Source organism: Pseudomonas lurida, from assembly GCF_002563895.1.
GTDB classification, from domain to species: Bacteria; Pseudomonadota; Gammaproteobacteria; order Pseudomonadales; family Pseudomonadaceae; genus Aquipseudomonas; species Aquipseudomonas lurida.
In genome coordinates, this window is sequence record NZ_PDJB01000001.1 from 4605006 (window position 1) to 4621026 (window position 16021).

Genomic DNA, 16021 nt, shown 5'->3' on the forward strand with positions numbered 1-16021 from the left:
GACGCTTATTCAGCCGCTGGCGCTTCCGGCTTGCGGCGCTTGAGTGGCGCCATGCCGTCCTTGCTGACGAGCGACAGGTTGTCGGTCTTCGGACGGTTGGCGATCTTGCGCTTGGTCGGTGACTTGGCCCCGGTCTTCTTTTTGTCGCCCTTGGCGTCAGTCTTTTTCTTCTTCACGCCGACAGCCTTGCCCGACGCCTTGACCTTCTTCGGCCCGGTGTAGGTGCCTTTGACTTCCTTGATGGTGCGCCGCTCGAACGACTGCTTGAGGTAGCGCTCGATGCTCGACATCAGGTTCCAGTCACCGTGGCAAATCAGCGAGATGGCCAGGCCATCATTGCCGGCACGCCCGGTACGGCCGATACGGTGTACGTATTCGTCGCCACTGCGCGGCATGTCGAAGTTGATCACCAGGTCCAGGCCATCCACGTCCAGGCCGCGCGCGGCAACGTCGGTAGCCACGAGGATCTTCACGCCGCCAGCCTTGAGGCGGTCGATGGCCAGTTTGCGATCCTTCTGGTCTTTCTCGCCGTGCAGCACGAACGCCTTGTATTCCTGGGCGACCAGGCGACCGTAGATGCGGTCGGCGGCAGCGCGGGTGTTGGTGAACACGATGGCTTTCTGATAGGTCTCGTTGGCCAGCAGCCAATTGAGGATCTGCTCTTTGTGCACATTGTGGTCAGCGGTGACGATCTGCTGGCGCGTCGTCGCGTTGAGGTCGCTGACGTTGTTGACCTGCAGGTGCTCAGGGTTGTTCAGCACCTTGGCGACCATCTCACGCAAGGTCGAACCGCCGGTGGTGGCGGAGAACAGCATGGTCTGCTGGCGGTTGACGCATTCGCCCACCAGGCGCTGTACGTCGTCGGCAAAGCCCATGTCGAGCATGCGGTCGGCTTCGTCGAGCACCAGCACTTCGACTTCCTTGAGGTCGAGGTTGCCGGCGTTGAGCTGCTCGATCATGCGGCCCGGGGTGCCGATCAGAATGTCCGGCACCTTGCGCAGCATGGCAGCCTGGACCTTGAAGTCTTCGCCACCGGTGATCAGGCCGGACTTGATGAAGGTGAACTGCGAGAAACGCTCCACTTCCTTCAGGGTCTGCTGGGCGAGCTCGCGGGTTGGCAGCAGGATCAGGGTCTTGATGCTCACGCGGACTTTGGCCGGGCCGATCAAGCGATGCAGGATCGGCAGGACGAAAGCGGCGGTCTTGCCGCTACCGGTTTGAGCCGTCACCCGCAGGTCACGCCCTTCGAGCGCGAGCGGGATGGCCGCTGCTTGCACAGGCGTAGGCTCGACAAATTTAAGCTCGGCCACGGCTTTGAGCAGGCGTTCGTGCAGGGCGAATTGGGAAAACACGGGTGCTACCTCGAAGAAATACAAAAAATCAGCTGCATAGGTTACCGGTTTCGGGCGTCCAAACCGAGTTTCTTTACGCGAACGGTGCTATTGAGCTGCTTTTTTGTCAGGGTATTTGTCCGCGACGTCAACTTTGATGCACTTAAATGCTCTAATCGCCCCGTCTTGTCCCAACAGAAGAATCGTTTTCACCCATGGATATCAAACAGCTCTGGCTCAACGCCCAGGACCTCTGGGGCGCCCTCGATGAACACCCACTGCTGCACGCCAGCCTCGGTTTGCTGGTACTGCTGGTGGTGGCCCTGTTGCTCGGGCGCGTGGCGCGTTACCTCATCCTCCACGCCGTCAAACTGCTCGGCCGGCAGCCGGCCCTGCACTGGCTCAACGATCTGCGGCACAACAAAGTCTTCCATCGCCTGGCGCAGATGACGCCGTCCCTGGTGATCCAGTTCGGCCTTTACCTGGTGCCGGACCTGAGCAAGACCGCCATCCTGTTCATCGGCAACGTCGCCCTGGCGCTGACCATTCTGTTCCTGGTGCTGGCCATGAGCGCCCTGCTCAGCGCCTTGCTCGACATCTACGCCCGCACCGAGCACGCGCGCACCCGCTCGATCAAGGGCTATGTGCAGTTGGCGAAGATGGTGCTGTTCGTGTTTGGCGCGATCATCATCGTCGCCACCCTGATCGACCGCTCGCCCCTGTTGCTGCTGTCAGGTCTCGGTGCGATGTCGGCGGTGATCCTGTTGGTGTACAAGGACACCCTGCTGTCGTTCGTCGCCAGCGTGCAGTTGACCAGCAACGACATGCTGCGGGTCGGCGACTGGATCGAAATGCCCCAGGTCGGCGCCGACGGTGACGTGGTGGACATCACCCTGCACACGGTTAAGGTGCAGAACTTCGACAAGACCATCGTCTCCATCCCCACCTGGCGCCTGATGTCCGAGTCGTTCAAGAACTGGCGCGGCATGCAGGCGTCCGGCGGACGCCGTATCAAGCGCAGCGTGTTCATCGATGCCAGCGGTGTGCGCTTCCTGCGTGACGATGAAGAACTGCGCATGACCCAGGTACACCTGCTCACCGACTACATCGGGCGCAAGCAGGCTGAGCTCAAGGCCTGGAACGAAGCACAGGGCCACAGTGCGCAACTGTCGGCCAACCGCCGCCGCATGACCAACCTCGGCACCTTCCGTGCCTATGCCCTGGCTTATCTGAAAAGCCACCCGGACATCCAACCGAACATGACCTGCATGGTGCGCCAGATGCAGACCACCGCCCAGGGCGTGCCGCTGGAGATCTACTGCTTTACCCGTACCACGGCGTGGGCCGATTACGAGCGCATACAGGGGGATATCTTCGATTACTTGCTGGCGGTGTTGCCCGAGTTTGGCTTGAGCCTGTATCAACAACCAAGCGGCAACGACCTGCGGGCGGGCATCTTGCCGGCGGTGATGGGGGCCAGCCAGCTGCCGGCCCCGGAAAGTCGCTCGATCTAAGCCACGGAGCGGTTGGGCGACTTCACGCCCAACCGACTGAGCCACACCGCCCCCACAATCACCAACCCACCCAGGGCCAAACGGCCCAGCGGTTCGTGCTGGTTCCAGATCAGCAGGTTGAGCAGCAAGCCCACCGGCACATGCAAGTTGTTCATCACCGCCAGCGTGCCACCCTGTACCAGGCACGCCCCCTTGTTCCACCAGTACATCCCCAGCGCAGTGCTGACCAGGCCAAGGAACACCAGCACGCCCCATTGCAGTGGCGCGTCCGGCAGGAAGTCAGCCTTGCCGAACAGCAGGAACGCCGGCAACACCACCAGCAACGCGCCCACATAGAAGTAACCAAAACGCCGATAGTGCGGCAAATCGCTCGGATAACGCGCCACTAGGTGCTTGTACATGACCTGCCCGGCGGCATAGGTGAAGTTGGCCAGTTGCAGTAGCAAGAAGCCCCCAAGGAAGTGCGGCGTGATCTGGTCGAAGCGGATCACCGCCGCGCCCGCCACCGCCACCAGCGCGGCGATCAGCGCCCAGGGGTTGAAGCGACGGTTGAGGGCATCTTCGATCAGGGTCACGTGCAGCGGCGTGAGGATAGTGAATAGCAGCACCTCTGGCACCGTGAGCACGCGAAAGCTCAGGTACAGGCACACGTAGGTCACGCCAAACTGCAGCGCGCCGATCACCAGCATGCCGCGCATGAACGCCGGCTCCACCGAGCGCCAGCGGGTCAGCGGGATGAAAACCAACCCGGCGAGCAGCACGCGCACCAGCACGGCGAAGTAGCTGTCGACGTGACCGGCGAGGTATTCGCCGATCAAGCTGAAGGAAAATGCCTGAATCAGGGTAACAACCAGTAAGTAGCCCATGCGCGCCTCATTTCGAATGGGCGGGACATTAAAGGTTTTCGGCGGTTGAAGAAACTCGGGGCAAAAAAAACCCGACCTCGCTAAAGCGTCAGTCGGGCAGGAGCACTCAGGAGCAAAAGTGCAAAGGGAGGTTCGTTACGCGTACTTGAAGGGTTTGCGTGGGACTAGATAAACATCGCGGGATTATCTGGCGATTAAAGGATCAGGCGACCTGTGCCAACAACGCCTTGGCGTGGTTGATGCCCTTCTCCTGGAAGTCTGCACTGAGGTTCACCCCTTCAGCATGAATGAAGGTGACGTCATGAATCCCGATAAAAGCCATGACCTGACGCAGGTACGGTTCCTGGTGATCGGAGCTGGCGCCGGTGTGGATGCCGCCGCGAGCGGTGAGCACGAAGGCGCGCTTGCCGGTCAGCAAACCCTGGGGTCCGGTGGCGGTGTACTTGAACGTCACGCCGGCCCGCAACACGTGGTCCAGCCAAGCTTTGAGGGTGCTGGGGATGGCGAAGTTGTACATCGGTGCGGCCATCACCAGGACGTCGGCGGCCAGCAGTTCGTTGGTCAATTCGTCGGAGCGATCCAGAGAGACTTGCTCACTTTCGTTGCGCTGATCCGCAGGTTTCATCCAGCCACCCAGCAAGTTGGCGTCCAGGTGCGGGACCGGGTTGAGGGCCACGTCACGCACGGTGATCTGATCCGCCGGGTGCGCGGCCTGCCACTGGCTGATGAACTGCTGGGTCAGTTGGCGGGAAACCGAATCCTGCTGGCGGGCGCTGCTTTCGATGATCAGAACATTGGACATGGCTTTGTAGGCTCCATCTGTAATTGCTGTAAGTCGATGGAGTGAAGATTAAACAGAGCCAATTCGATAAAAAAGCGCAAAAAACTGCTATAACCCATCTATAAATTTGTTTATAAGCGGAGCATTGCTGTCAGCATGCTCCGCTGCCGTACTACTTCGGTGAGCAGGCCAGGGCGATACGCATCTTGATAATGGCGCGGTTGAACTTGGCCGTGGTGTTGGTGCTTTTGCCCGCTGGCACCGTGACAGTCCTGCGGCGCGGCGATTCCGGGCCGTTGGTGAAGGTTACCGAGCAAACGGCGTCCTGGGTGCCGTAGTTATTCAGTTGGATCGAGCTGATATCGCCATCCACGTCGGAGGCGGTGTAATCGATGCTCACGCCGTCGATCTTTTTAGTGACGTCGATGGGGTACGCGAACGCGCTCATCGGCAGCAACGCCAGCAACACACAACAGAATTTTCTCATTCGGCAGTCTCCAATAAGGACTGCTAGCTTAGGACAAGAGGAACCCATCTTGAAAGCGCCCCGCGTTACCCTCGATCAATGGCGCACGCTGCAGGCCGTGGTCGACCATGGTGGCTTCGCCCAGGCGGCTGAAGCGCTGCACCGTTCGCAGTCCTCGGTGAGCTACACCGTGGCCCGCATGCAAGACCAGCTCGGTGTGCCGCTGCTGCGCATCGATGGGCGCAAGGCAGTGCTCACCGACGCCGGTGAAGTGCTGTTGCGTCGCTCGCGGCAACTGGTAAAAAACGCCAGCCAGCTGGAAGACCTCGCCCACCATATGGAACAGGGCTGGGAAGCCGAGGTGCGGCTGGTGGTAGACGCGGCCTATCCGAATGCGCGCCTGGTCCGGGCGCTCACCGCGTTCATGCCGCAAAGTCGCGGTTGCCGCGTGCGCCTGCGTGAAGAGGTGTTGTCGGGCGTCGAGGAACTGCTGCTCGATGGCATGGCCGACCTGGCCATCAGCGGGTTCATCATCCCCGGCTACCTGGGCACGGAAATGAGCGATGTGGAATTCATCGCCGTGGCCCACCCCGACCACTCGCTCCATCGCCTGAACCGCGAACTGAGCTTCCAGGACCTGGAAAGCCAGATGCAGGTGGTCATTCGCGACTCCGGCCGCCAGCAACCGCGGGATGTGGGTTGGCTCGGCGCCGAACAGCGCTGGACGGTCGGCAGCCTGGCCACCGCCGCCACGTTCGTCAGCAGCGGCCTGGGCTTTGCCTGGTTGCCTCGCCACCTGATCGAGCGCGAACTCAAGGAAGGCCTGCTCAAGCAGCTACCCTTGGAAAAAGGCGGCAGCCGCAATCCAACGTTCTACCTGTATTCGAACAAAGACAAACCCCTGGGCCCGGCGACGCAGATCCTCGTGGAACTGCTGCGCACCTTTGATACCGCCCCACTGGACGCGCCTTTCGCCGCCCCCCAGCAAGCCTGAAACGGAGTTCATGCATGGCCTGGTTCGACCATGAAGGATGCAGCCTGCACTACGAGGAATACGGCCACGGCACGCCGCTGATCCTGATCCACGGCCTGGGCTCCAGCAGCCAGGATTGGGAACTGCAGGTGCCGGTGCTCGCCCGGCATTACCGCCTGGTCGTGGTGGACGTGCGTGGCCATGGGCGCTCGGACAAACCCCGCGAACGCTACAGCATCCAGGGCTTCACCTTTGATCTGCTGGCGCTGATCGAACACCTGGACCTGCCGCCCGCCCATGTGGTGGGGTTGTCCATGGGCGGCATGATCGCCTTCCAGTTGGCCGTGGACGAACCTGCACGCGTCAAAAGCCTGTGCATCGTCAACAGCGCGCCGCAGGTGAAGGTGCGCAGTGTCGACGATTATTGGCAATGGGCCAAACGCTGGAGCCTGGCGCGCGTGCTCAGCCTGGATACCATCGGCAAGGCCTTGGGCGACCGCTTGTTTCCCAAGCCACACCAGGCCGACCTGCGCCGCAAGATGGCCGAACGCTGGGCAAAGAACGACAAACGTGCTTATCTCGCCAGCTTCGATGCGATTGTGGGCTGGGGCGTCCAGGAACGACTTTCCAGGGTCACCTGTCCAACCCTGGTCATCAGCGCCGACCACGACTACACCCCCGTGGCGCAAAAAGAAAACTATGTAAAACTGCTGCCCGATGCGCGACTGGTGGTGATCGAAGATTCTCGCCATGCCACGCCCTTGGATCAACCCGAAGTCTTTAACGCAACCCTGCTCGATTTTCTAAAGACCGTCGAAACCACTACCCAGGATCACTGACCCATGCTGAAAAAAATCGCCTTCTTTGCCGGTTCTGTTTTGTTCGCTGCCAACCTGATGGCGGCCGAACCCGCCAAGGCGCCTCACGTCCTGATCACCACCACCAATGGCGACATCGAGATCGAACTCGACCCGGTCAAGGCGCCGATCAGCACCAAGAACTTCCTCGCCTATGTCGACAGCGGCTTCTACACCAACACGATTTTCCACCGTGTCATCCCGGGCTTCATGGTCCAGGGCGGCGGCTTCACCCAGGCAATGACCCAGAAGCCAACCAAGGACCCGATCAAGAACGAGGCCAGCAACGGCCTGCATAACGTACGTGGCACCTTGTCCATGGCACGTACCAACGATCCGAATTCGGCCACCAGCCAATTCTTCATCAACGTCGCCGACAATGCCTTCCTCGATCCGGGCCGCGACGCCGGTTACGCCGTGTTCGCCAAGGTGGTCAAGGGCATGGACGTGGTCGATGTGATCGTCAATTCGCAGACCACTACCAAGCAGGGCATGCAGAACGTGCCAATCGATCCTGTGTACATCAAGTCGGCCAAGCGCATCGACTGAGGTAGCAGGTAGTTCCGCGCGCAGCCCACAAGGCCGCGCGCGCATTTGAAAGGAGAGCCCGCCCTGCGGGCGTCATACTTAATGCTCTATCGTCGTTTTGAACAACTGATCGATATTTTCCGCGACGCCCCCAGCGCCGCCCCGCCCGATAAAGTCCTGCCCTTCTACCTCTACTACCTGCGCCAGGTATGGCCGCATTTCGCTGCCTTGCTGGTGGTGGGCCTGATCGGTGCGCTGATCGAAGTGGCGCTGTTCAGCTACCTGAGTCGCATCATCGACCTGGCCCAGGGCACGCCGCCGGCCAACTTCTTCCAACAGCACAGCACCGAGCTGATCTGGATGGCCGTGGTCGCCCTGTTGCTGCGCCCGATCTTCGGCGCCCTGCATGACCTGCTGGTGCACCAGACCATCAGCCCCGGCATGACCAGCCTGATTCGTTGGCAGAACCACAGCTACGTGCTCAAGCAGAGCATCAACTTCTTCCAGAATGACTTCGCCGGGCGGATTGCCCAGCGCATCATGCAAACCGGCAATTCGCTGCGCGACTCCGCCGTGGCCGCGGTGGATGCGATCTGGCACGTGGCAATCTATGCCGTCAGTTCCCTGGTGCTGTTCGCCGAGGCCGACTGGCGCCTGATGATCCCGCTGGTGACCTGGATCGTCAGCTACAGCCTGGCGCTGCGCTATTTCGTACCGCGGGTGAAGGAGCGCTCGGTGATTTCCTCCGAGGCACGCTCGAAACTGATGGGCCGTATCGTCGACGGCTACACCAACATCACCACCTTGAAGCTGTTCGCCCATACCCAGTACGAGCAGGAATACGCCAAGGAAGCGATCATCGAGCAGACCGAGAAAACCCAGCTGGCCAGCCGCGTGGTCACCAGCATGGACATCGTGATCACCACCATGAACGGCCTGCTGATCGTCACCACCACCGGCCTTGCGCTATGGCTGTGGACGCAGTCGCTGATCTCGGTGGGCGCGATTGCCCTGGCCACCGGCCTGGTGATTCGTATCGTCAACATGTCCGGATGGATCATGTGGGTGGTCAATGGCATTTTCGAAAACATCGGCCAGGTGCAGGACGGCCTGAAAACCATCGCACAGCCACTGGCCGTGATCGACCGCGACAACGCCCCGCGCCTGAGCGTGCCCCATGGCGAAGTGCGCTTTGAGCAGGTGGATTTCCACTACGGCAAGAAGAGCGGCATCATTGGTGGCCTCAACCTTGAGATCAAGGCCGGTGAGAAGATCGGCCTGATCGGCCCGTCCGGCGCGGGCAAGTCGACCCTGGTCAACCTGCTGCTGCGTCTCTACGACCTGCAAGGCGGGCGCATCCTGATCGACGGCCAGGACATCGCCGAAGTGGCCCAGGAAACCCTGCGCGAGCAGATCGGCATGATCACCCAGGACACCTCGCTGCTGCACCGTTCGATCCGCGATAACCTGCTCTACGGCAAACCCGACGCCACCGACGAAGAACTCTGGGCCGCAGTGCACAAGGCGCGTGCCGATGAGTTCATCCCGCTGCTGTCGGACTCCGAGGGCCGCACCGGGCTGGACGCACACGTGGGTGAGCGCGGGGTGAAGCTCTCCGGTGGGCAGCGCCAACGTATCGCCATCGCCCGCGTACTGCTCAAGGATGCGCCGATCCTGATCATGGACGAAGCCACCTCTGCGCTGGATTCGGAAGTGGAAGCGGCGATCCAGGAAAGCCTCGAAACCCTGATGCAGGGCAAGACGGTGATCGCGATCGCGCACCGGTTGTCGACCATTGCGCGGATGGACCGCCTGGTGGTGCTGGAGAAAGGCCAGATTGCCGAGAGTGGCAGCCACGCCGAGTTGCTGGCCCACGGCGGCTTGTATGCGCGGTTGTGGCAGCACCAGACCGGTGGGTTTGTGGGTATTGACTGAAACATCACCCCGACCCCGTGTGGGAGCTGGCTTGCCTGCGATGTCAGTCTACTAGCCAGCCCCCCCGATACTGCCCCATCGCTATCGCAGGCAAGCCAGCTCCCACCACTTGATTTGCGCCAGTCGCCCTGATCCAAAGAGCCCTGGCGTTTTTCATGCCCTGGATTTGTGCCCCAACCCTGCTGTAATCAGTGCAGTGCCCAGACGGGCGCTGAAGTAAATCTGCAGGGAGCATCACTGATTTACTGATTGGGTAGAGCGATCTATCAAGGACGGGCTGCATGTCTTTGTTCAAGCGTTCAATCACAGAGGGGCTGGGTACGTTTTGGCTGGTGTTGGGTGGGTGCGGGAGTGCGGTGTTGGCCGCAGCATTTCCCGCAGTCGGGATCGGGTTGTTGGGCGTAGCCCTGGCGTTCGGGCTCACAGTGCTGACCATGGCGTTCGCCATTGGGCATATCAGCGGATGTCACCTCAACCCGGCGGTATCGGTGGGGCTGGTCGTGGGCGGAAGGTTTCCGGCCAGGGAGTTACCGGCGTACATCGTGGCGCAGGTCGTCGGTGGCACCATCGCCGCTGCGCTGTTGTATTTCATCGCCAGCGGCAAACCGGGGTTCGAACTGGCATCAGGCCTGGCGTCCAACGGCTATGGCGAACATTCGCCGGGCGGTTATTCGTTGGCGGCGGGGTTTGTCACTGAGTGGGTGATGACTGCCATGTTCGTGTTGATCATCCTCGGCGCCACCGACCGTCGCGCCCCACCGGGCCTCGCGCCCATCGCGATCGGGCTGGCGCTGACACTCATCCACCTGATCTCCATCCCCGTCACCAACACATCAGTCAACCCGGCCCGCAGTACGGGCCCGGCACTGATCGTCGGCGGGTGGGCGATCCAGCAATTGTGGATGTTCTGGCTCGCGCCGATGCTCGGCGCGGTAACCGGTGGGCTCACCTACCGTTGGCTGGGCGAGGAGGCGCCAGGCTGAGGCAAAACGGGTTCAGCCCTGCCGATAAGGCAGGGCTGCCCTCATAGGGCGGACTCTCACCCTTGATGGGCCTGCATGTACTGGCGCAATAGCTGGTTGATACGCGTCTGGTAACCAGACCCTTGACCTTTGAACCACTCCAGCACATCAGCATCCAGCCGGATAGTGACCGCCTGCTTCACTGGAACACGTAACTCTGCATGCCGGAAAAAATCGGCATCCAGCTCAGGAATATCGCTGGTATCGATCTCTTTATCATTCATCTTGGCCAAGCGCTCCCAATCAGTTTTCGATGTTTGCGTCATAATATTTGGCCTCCTTCTTGGTTGCTTTTCGGGCGGAGATGATACGGATCACGTCACCACATCGCTCGGTGTATACGACCACACCCATTAACAATTTGATCCAGCCAATACTAATCCAACGCTCCTCGCCATAATCCGCTCGATCATCGCGTAAGGCCAGCATTGGGTGCCTAAAGATATCTGGGACGTCATTGAAATCGATGCCGTGCTTAACAATATTGGCTTTATTTTTGGACTCATCCCACTCAAATAACATGGCACATCCTGTATGTACTTTTGTACATACAGGGTAGCGATCTCAGCCGTTCAGGAAAGCGCTACCCGACCGGTGGACTCAGCCCTGCCGATAAGGCAGGGCTGCCCTCGCCTCCTCGGCATATGCCGCGATCCCAATCCGCTCGCGCTCCAGGAAATCCTCAACGGCATTCTTCAGCCCCGGATGGCGCAGGTAGTGCCACGACCGCGTAATCACCGGTTCAAACCCGCGAATCAACTTGTGTTCGCCCTGTGCGCCCGCGTCGAAACGTTGCAGGCCGTGGGCGATGGCGTAGTCCATGCCCTGGTAGAAGCAGGTTTCGAAGTGCAGGCGGTCGAACTCGGCCAGGCAGCCCCAGTAGCGGCCGTAGAAACTGTCGCCACCGATCAGGCTGAAGGCCATGGCCACCGGGCGTGTGCCTTGTTTGGCCAGCACCACGCGGATCGCCTCGGGCATGCGCTCGGCCAGCAGGCTGAAAAACGCGCGGGTCAGGTAGGGCGATTGGCGGCGCACAGCGTAGGTGTTGGCGTAGCAGGCGTAGACAAAGTCCCATTGCGCTTCGCTCAGCTCATGGCCTTGCAGCCACTCGAAATCGATGCCCTGCCCCGCCACCTGTTCGCGCTCTTTGCGCATCTGCTTGCGCTTGCGAGAGCTCAGGGCGTCGAGGAAGTCCTGGAAGTCGCGGTAGCCACGGTTCTGCCAGTGAAACTGACAACCAAGGCGCTGCAACCAACCCGGTTGCTGGGCCAGTGCAGCGTCGGCCAGGTCATCTGTGAAGTTGATATGGGCACTGGAAAGCCCTTCGATCTCCAGGTAGCCCGGAAGGCTCTTGAGCAGCTCGAAACCCTCATCAGCACTGGCGGCCAACAGACGCGGACCGCTCACAGGGCTGAAGGGCACCGCCGTCAGCAGCTTGGGATAATAGTCGATACCGGCACGCTCACAGGCATCGGCCCAGGCGTGATCGAACACGTACTCGCCGTAAGAGTGCCACTTGCGATAACTGGGTAACGCTGCCACCAGCCGATCGCCCTCCCAATGCAACAGGTGCTCCGGCTGCCAGCCCGATTGCGGGCCCAGGCTGGCGCTGTCTTCCAAGGCGCTCAGGAAGGCATGGCGCACGAACGGCTGGGCCTGTGGCACCAAGGCATCCCAGGCCTGCGGGGCGATTTCGGACAAGCTGTCCAGGCGTTGCAACGGCATCGGCATCCTCACTACTTCAGGGCGTGAAAGCTTGGCGAGTATCGCTGATCGCCGGACATCGCACACCCCCGTTTCGCGCGACAAGGCTCTAAAACAATAGTTCCGAACATGAAAAATTTGTCATGTAGATGACATCACTTCGCCACTGCGTCGTCATAAACGATCGTGATACTGACGCCTGTTTTTAGAGCGCCTGGTTCTAGCAGGTGGTTATTTTTCCGTCCGTCATCGGTCGGTTGTGTCCTGGATGGTCTGCCATCCCTCCTCACTTTCGGAGATTGATATGCGTCTTGCTTCCACTAAAACTGCGGCGGTCCTGTGCGGTGGCCTGCTACTGGCCCTGAGCGTTCCAGCCAGCGCTGCAGTCGACGCTAAATTGCTCGACATGCTCAAGGCCAACGGCCAGATCACCGCTGCGCAGTACACCGAACTGCAAAGCGAATTGGCCAAAGACCAGAAAGAACAGCAGATCGCACGGCAAGCTCAACAAGAGACCAACGAACAGATCGCGGCCACCGCGAAGAAAACCAATGAGCTGAGCAGTTTCGACCAGAAGCTGGCCTGGGCTGCCAAAACCCAGCTCAAGGGCGACGTGCGCTTCCGCCACGAGACCATCAAGATCGACGGCACCCCCAACAATGGCGGCAAGGACAAGGACCGCGAGCGTATCCGTGCCCGCCTGGGCGCGTTCACCGAGATCAACTCGCAAGTCGACACCGGCATTCGTGTCGCCACCGGCAGCAGTGACGACGCTCGCTCCACCAACCAGGATCTGGATGGCTACTTCAACAAGAAGTCGATCTGGCTGGACCTGGGCTACATCGACTACCACCCGACCCAAATCAAGAACCTGCACGTGATCGGCGGCAAAATGCTGCAACCTTGGGTCAGCATGGGTGACGTGATCTGGGACAGCGATATCAACCCGGAAGGCCTGGCCCTGACCTACAAATACCCAGTGGGCAGCAGCGCCGAGCTGTTCGGCAGCCTGGGTAACTACAGCCTCAAGGACAACGTCAACGGCGACGGCGTGCAGTTTCGCAATGACCTGCGCATGACCGCCGGCCAGTTGGGCTCTCGTTTCTCGCTGACCGACAATCTGAAACTGACCCTGGGCGGCAGCGTCTATGCCTTCCAGAACGATGAAGACAGCCGTTGCCCGACCACCACCGGCACCACGCCTGGCTGCTTGACCCCAAGCGAAACCGTGGCGAATACCACGGCCGGCAATGCCAGCGAGTACCGCCTGTACGAAGGCTTCAGCCAAGTGGATATCGGCGGCCTGGCTGTTCCGTTGTCGTTCTATGGCCAGTACGTGCAAAACACCAAGGCCACGGATAAAGACAAGGACACCGCCTGGCTGCTCGGTGCCAAGTCCAAAGTGTTCGGCTTCAACCTGGACTACAACTACCGCGATGTACAACGGTATGCGGTGGTGGGTGCCTTCACCGACTCGGACTTCGCCGGCGGCTTTACCGGTGCACGCGGTCACAAGTTCAAAGTCGGTTACGACATCGACAAGAACTTTGCCATCGGCGCCACATACTTCCTGACCAAAGCGGACTACGCCAGCGCCACTGGCTATCGCGATGCCAACGCCAATACCCTGCAGTTGGACGCAGAAGCGAAGTTCTAAGAAAGATCGCTGAACGCTTCAAGCTACACGCTTCAAGGAAGAGCAGGCCACTCGCAGCTTTGAGCTAACCGCTTGAAGCTGCTTCCTTAACAGCCTTGCGTGGGTGGGCCGGTCCCCATCATCCGTCCGCTCCCCCCACGCGAGCCTGGTTATTCCCCGTCTTTGTGATCCTTGAGCCGCTCGGCAGCCAGCCGCTGCGCCAGGGCATCCACACCCTCTACCGGCTCGTCCGGCATGATCTTCAGGGTTGCCTGCATGAGGCGCATCTGACGGATAAAGCGCCGGCAGTTCGGGCAAAACATCAAGTGATGACGCACCAGCAGACGCTCGCGAAAGGTCAGTTGCCCATCGAGATAGTCACTGGAACGTGCCACTTGTTCTTTACAGGTCAACATTCGCCCGTTTCCTCAAAATGCTCCACCGTCGCGAAGACTTTAAGCCGTGCTCGATGCAACAGCACACGGACATTGGAGAGCGACAGCGTCAGAAGATTACAGATTTCTTCCAACTCCAGGCCCTGGCGTTCACGCAGCACGAGCACGCTGCTTTGCAACGCCGACAGACTCAGCAACGTATGCTCCAGGCATTTACGCAGCTCATCCTCGGTCAGCAGGGCTTCCGGGGTGTCCTGGTGCCAGGCGTAGGGCGCTACCGCCCAGTGCCCATCGTCGGGGGTGAAGCGATCATCGCCGATCGTGCCATGGGGCGAAGGCAGGTCGTCGAGCAATACCTCGCGTCGATTCTGCTTGTAGCGCCCCTTGGCGGCGTTGGCGGTAATGGTCAGCAGCCAGGTCTTTAGGCTGGAACGCCCTTCGAACTTGGACAGGTTGCGCACCACCGACAGCCACGCATCCTGCACGACTTCATCGGCGTGGCGCTGGCCGACGATGGCATACGCCACCGCCCGCATGGCGCTCTGGTAGGTGGTGACCAGCTCCTTGAAGGCCCGTTGCTCACCCTGGAGCAGCCGTTCAAGCAGGTGCGCGTCGTCCGCTGCTGCCATGTCTACCTCAGTCCCACTGTGGGAATGCAATCGATGTGGGAGCTGGCTTGCCTGCGATGGCATCACCTTGACCTGACTGACAGACCGAGGTGCCTGCATCGCCGGCAAGCCCGGCTCCCACACTTGACGGTGTTAACCCGCTCGATCAGCGTTTGCGCAGGATCACGCTGCCGATCGAGTAACCCGCGCCGAACGAACTGAGCACCGCAATGGAGCCCTCGGGCAGGTCATCCTGGTAGGTGTGGAACGCAATCACCGACCCCGCCGAGCTGGTGTTGGCGTAGGTATCGAGGATCACCGGTGCTTCTTCCACCGACGCTTCACGGCCCAGCAGTTTCTTCACGATCAGGTGGTTCATGCTCAGGTTGGCCTGGTGCAGCCAGAAGCGTTTCACATCGGCCACGTTCAGCTGGTTTTCTTCCAGGTGCACGCCAATCAGCTCAGCCACCATCGGGCACACATCACGGAACACCTTGCGGCCTTCCTGTACGAACAGCTTGTCTGGCGCGCCGACACCCTCTGGCGCAGTGCGGTTGAGGAAACCGAAGTTGTTACGGATGTTATTGGAGAACTTGGTCAGCAGCTTGGTGCTTACCACGTCGAACTGATGCTTGGAGGTCGCCAGGTCGGCACGCTCCAGGACCACGGCAGTGGCCGCGTCACCAAAGATGAAGTGACTGTCGCGGTCGCGGAAGTTCAGGTGACCGGTGCAGACTTCCGGGTTGACCATCAGGATCGCCCGCGCCTGCCCCAGCTGGATGCTGTTGGCGGCATTCTGGATGCCGAAGGTGGCCGAGGAACACGCCACGTTCATGTCAAATCCAAAACCCTCGATGCCCAGGGCTTCCTGGACTTCAATGGCGATGGCCGGGTAGGCGCGCTGCAGGTTGGAACAGGCGACGATCACACCGTCGATGTCAGCGGCGGTCTTGCCGGCGCGCTGCAGGGCTTGTTCAGCGGCGCCGACGGCCATCTGGCAGAGTACCGACCACTCATCGTTGCTGCGCTCGGGCAGGCGTGGGGTCATGCGCTGAGGGTCGAGAATGCCGTCTTTGTCCATCACGAAGCGACTCTTGATACCCGAGGCTTTTTCGATGAAGGCTGCACTGGATTCAGTCAGCGCCTGCACTTCACCGCGCTCGATGGCGTCGGCATTGTCGCTGTTGAACTGATGCACGTAGGCATTGAAAGACTGCACCAGCTCTTCGTTTGAGATGCTGTTGGCCGGGGTGTACAGGCCAGTGCCGCTGATGACGACGTTATGCACGGTCGTTCCTCTAAATCTGTCAGGCAGAAGATATTGGTACCGTCGTACCAAACTGTAAGTAGTCCGATTCCGCACCGCGGACACCAAACTGGCATCGCTTTATTCCATCGCGTCGCA

General features: G+C 60.4%; 17 protein-coding genes. 7 read left to right on the forward strand and 10 right to left on the reverse strand.

From position 1 onward, the window contains the following. Positions 1-5: 5 nt before the first annotated feature. Positions 6-1352, reverse strand: a complete 1347-nt coding sequence (locus ATH90_RS20835) for a DEAD/DEAH box helicase (protein WP_034108097.1) — start codon at positions 1350-1352, stop codon at positions 6-8. Between the two features lie 194 nt (positions 1353-1546). Between ATH90_RS20835 and ATH90_RS20840 the strand changes: the two genes are divergently transcribed. Further along, entirely contained in the window at positions 1547-2845 is a 1299-nt protein-coding gene (locus ATH90_RS20840; RefSeq protein WP_034108099.1) for a mechanosensitive ion channel family protein, read from the forward strand. Here the strand turns inward: ATH90_RS20840 and ATH90_RS20845 are convergent. The 3 genes from ATH90_RS20845 to ATH90_RS20855 all read right to left on the reverse strand — a co-directional run bounded on the left by ATH90_RS20845 (position 2842) and on the right by ATH90_RS20855 (position 4979). Further along, complete coding sequence (locus tag ATH90_RS20845) at positions 2842-3711, reverse strand: carboxylate/amino acid/amine transporter (RefSeq protein WP_098467187.1); 870 nt, start codon at positions 3709-3711, stop codon at positions 2842-2844. The two genes, ATH90_RS20840 and ATH90_RS20845, sit on opposite strands and share 4 nt — an antisense overlap. Positions 3712-3913: 202 nt before the next feature. Further along, a complete protein-coding gene (locus ATH90_RS20850) occupies positions 3914-4513 on the reverse strand; it encodes an FMN-dependent NADH-azoreductase (RefSeq protein WP_034108103.1) in 600 nt (199 codons plus the stop codon). Between the two features lie 151 nt (positions 4514-4664). After that, positions 4665-4979, reverse strand: a complete 315-nt coding sequence (locus tag ATH90_RS20855; RefSeq protein WP_034108105.1) for a 3-phosphoglycerate kinase — start codon at positions 4977-4979, stop codon at positions 4665-4667. 49 nt (positions 4980-5028) lie between these two features. On the opposite strand from ATH90_RS20855, the gene ATH90_RS20860 reads away from it, so the two are divergent. From ATH90_RS20860 to aqpZ, 5 genes are all read left to right on the forward strand, one after another. Continuing rightward, complete coding sequence (locus ATH90_RS20860; RefSeq protein WP_034108106.1) at positions 5029-5952, forward strand: PA3225 family LysR-type transcriptional regulator; 924 nt, start codon at positions 5029-5031, stop codon at positions 5950-5952. Between the two features lie 14 nt (positions 5953-5966). Beyond that, positions 5967-6770: an alpha/beta fold hydrolase gene (locus tag ATH90_RS20865; protein WP_034108108.1), complete on the forward strand. Its 804-nt coding sequence runs from the start codon at positions 5967-5969 to the stop codon at positions 6768-6770. 3 nt (positions 6771-6773) lie between these two features. Further along, complete coding sequence (locus tag ATH90_RS20870) at positions 6774-7337, forward strand: peptidylprolyl isomerase A (protein ID WP_010208614.1); 564 nt, start codon at positions 6774-6776, stop codon at positions 7335-7337. 81 nt (positions 7338-7418) lie between these two features. After that, complete coding sequence (locus ATH90_RS20875; protein ID WP_069077972.1) at positions 7419-9251, forward strand: ABC transporter ATP-binding protein; 1833 nt, start codon at positions 7419-7421, stop codon at positions 9249-9251. 281 nt (positions 9252-9532) lie between these two features. Next, a complete protein-coding gene (aqpZ, locus tag ATH90_RS20885) occupies positions 9533-10234 on the forward strand; it encodes an aquaporin Z (RefSeq protein ID WP_034108114.1) in 702 nt (233 codons plus the stop codon). A gap of 56 nt (positions 10235-10290) precedes the next feature. Here aqpZ and ATH90_RS20890 read toward each other — a convergent pair whose 3' ends face one another. The 3 genes from ATH90_RS20890 to ATH90_RS20900 form a co-directional block, all read right to left on the reverse strand. Further along, positions 10291-10539 carry a BrnA antitoxin family protein gene (locus ATH90_RS20890; RefSeq protein ID WP_034108115.1) on the reverse strand — a complete coding sequence of 83 codons (249 nt, stop codon included), beginning with the start codon at positions 10537-10539 and terminating at the stop codon, positions 10291-10293. Then, positions 10517-10795, reverse strand: coding sequence for a BrnT family toxin (locus tag ATH90_RS20895; protein WP_098467188.1), 279 nt, complete (start codon positions 10793-10795; stop codon positions 10517-10519). The genes ATH90_RS20890 and ATH90_RS20895 overlap by 23 nt, the downstream gene beginning before the upstream one ends. Before the next feature lie 78 nt (positions 10796-10873). Then, positions 10874-11998, reverse strand: a complete 1125-nt coding sequence (locus ATH90_RS20900) for a GNAT family N-acetyltransferase (RefSeq protein WP_098467189.1) — start codon at positions 11996-11998, stop codon at positions 10874-10876. Between the two features lie 283 nt (positions 11999-12281). Between ATH90_RS20900 and ATH90_RS20905 the strand changes: the two genes are divergently transcribed. Then, the gene (locus tag ATH90_RS20905) at positions 12282-13634 is read left to right on the forward strand and encodes a putative porin (RefSeq protein WP_034108118.1); all 1353 of its coding nucleotides are present in this window, start codon (positions 12282-12284) and stop codon (positions 13632-13634) included. 149 nt (positions 13635-13783) lie between these two features. Here the strand turns inward: ATH90_RS20905 and ATH90_RS20910 are convergent, their stop codons facing one another. From ATH90_RS20910 to ATH90_RS20920, 3 genes are all read right to left on the reverse strand, one after another. Continuing rightward, positions 13784-14029, reverse strand: a complete 246-nt coding sequence (locus ATH90_RS20910; RefSeq protein ID WP_034108120.1) for an anti-sigma factor family protein — start codon at positions 14027-14029, stop codon at positions 13784-13786. Further along, on the reverse strand, positions 14023-14637 hold the full coding sequence (locus tag ATH90_RS20915) for an RNA polymerase sigma factor (protein WP_098467190.1): 615 nt from the start codon (positions 14635-14637) through the stop codon (positions 14023-14025). Before ATH90_RS20915 ends, ATH90_RS20910 begins: the two co-directional genes overlap by 7 nt. 145 nt (positions 14638-14782) lie before the next feature. Further along, entirely contained in the window at positions 14783-15904 is a 1122-nt protein-coding gene (locus tag ATH90_RS20920) for a beta-ketoacyl-ACP synthase III (protein WP_034108123.1), read from the reverse strand. Between the last annotated feature and the right edge of the window lie 117 nt (positions 15905-16021).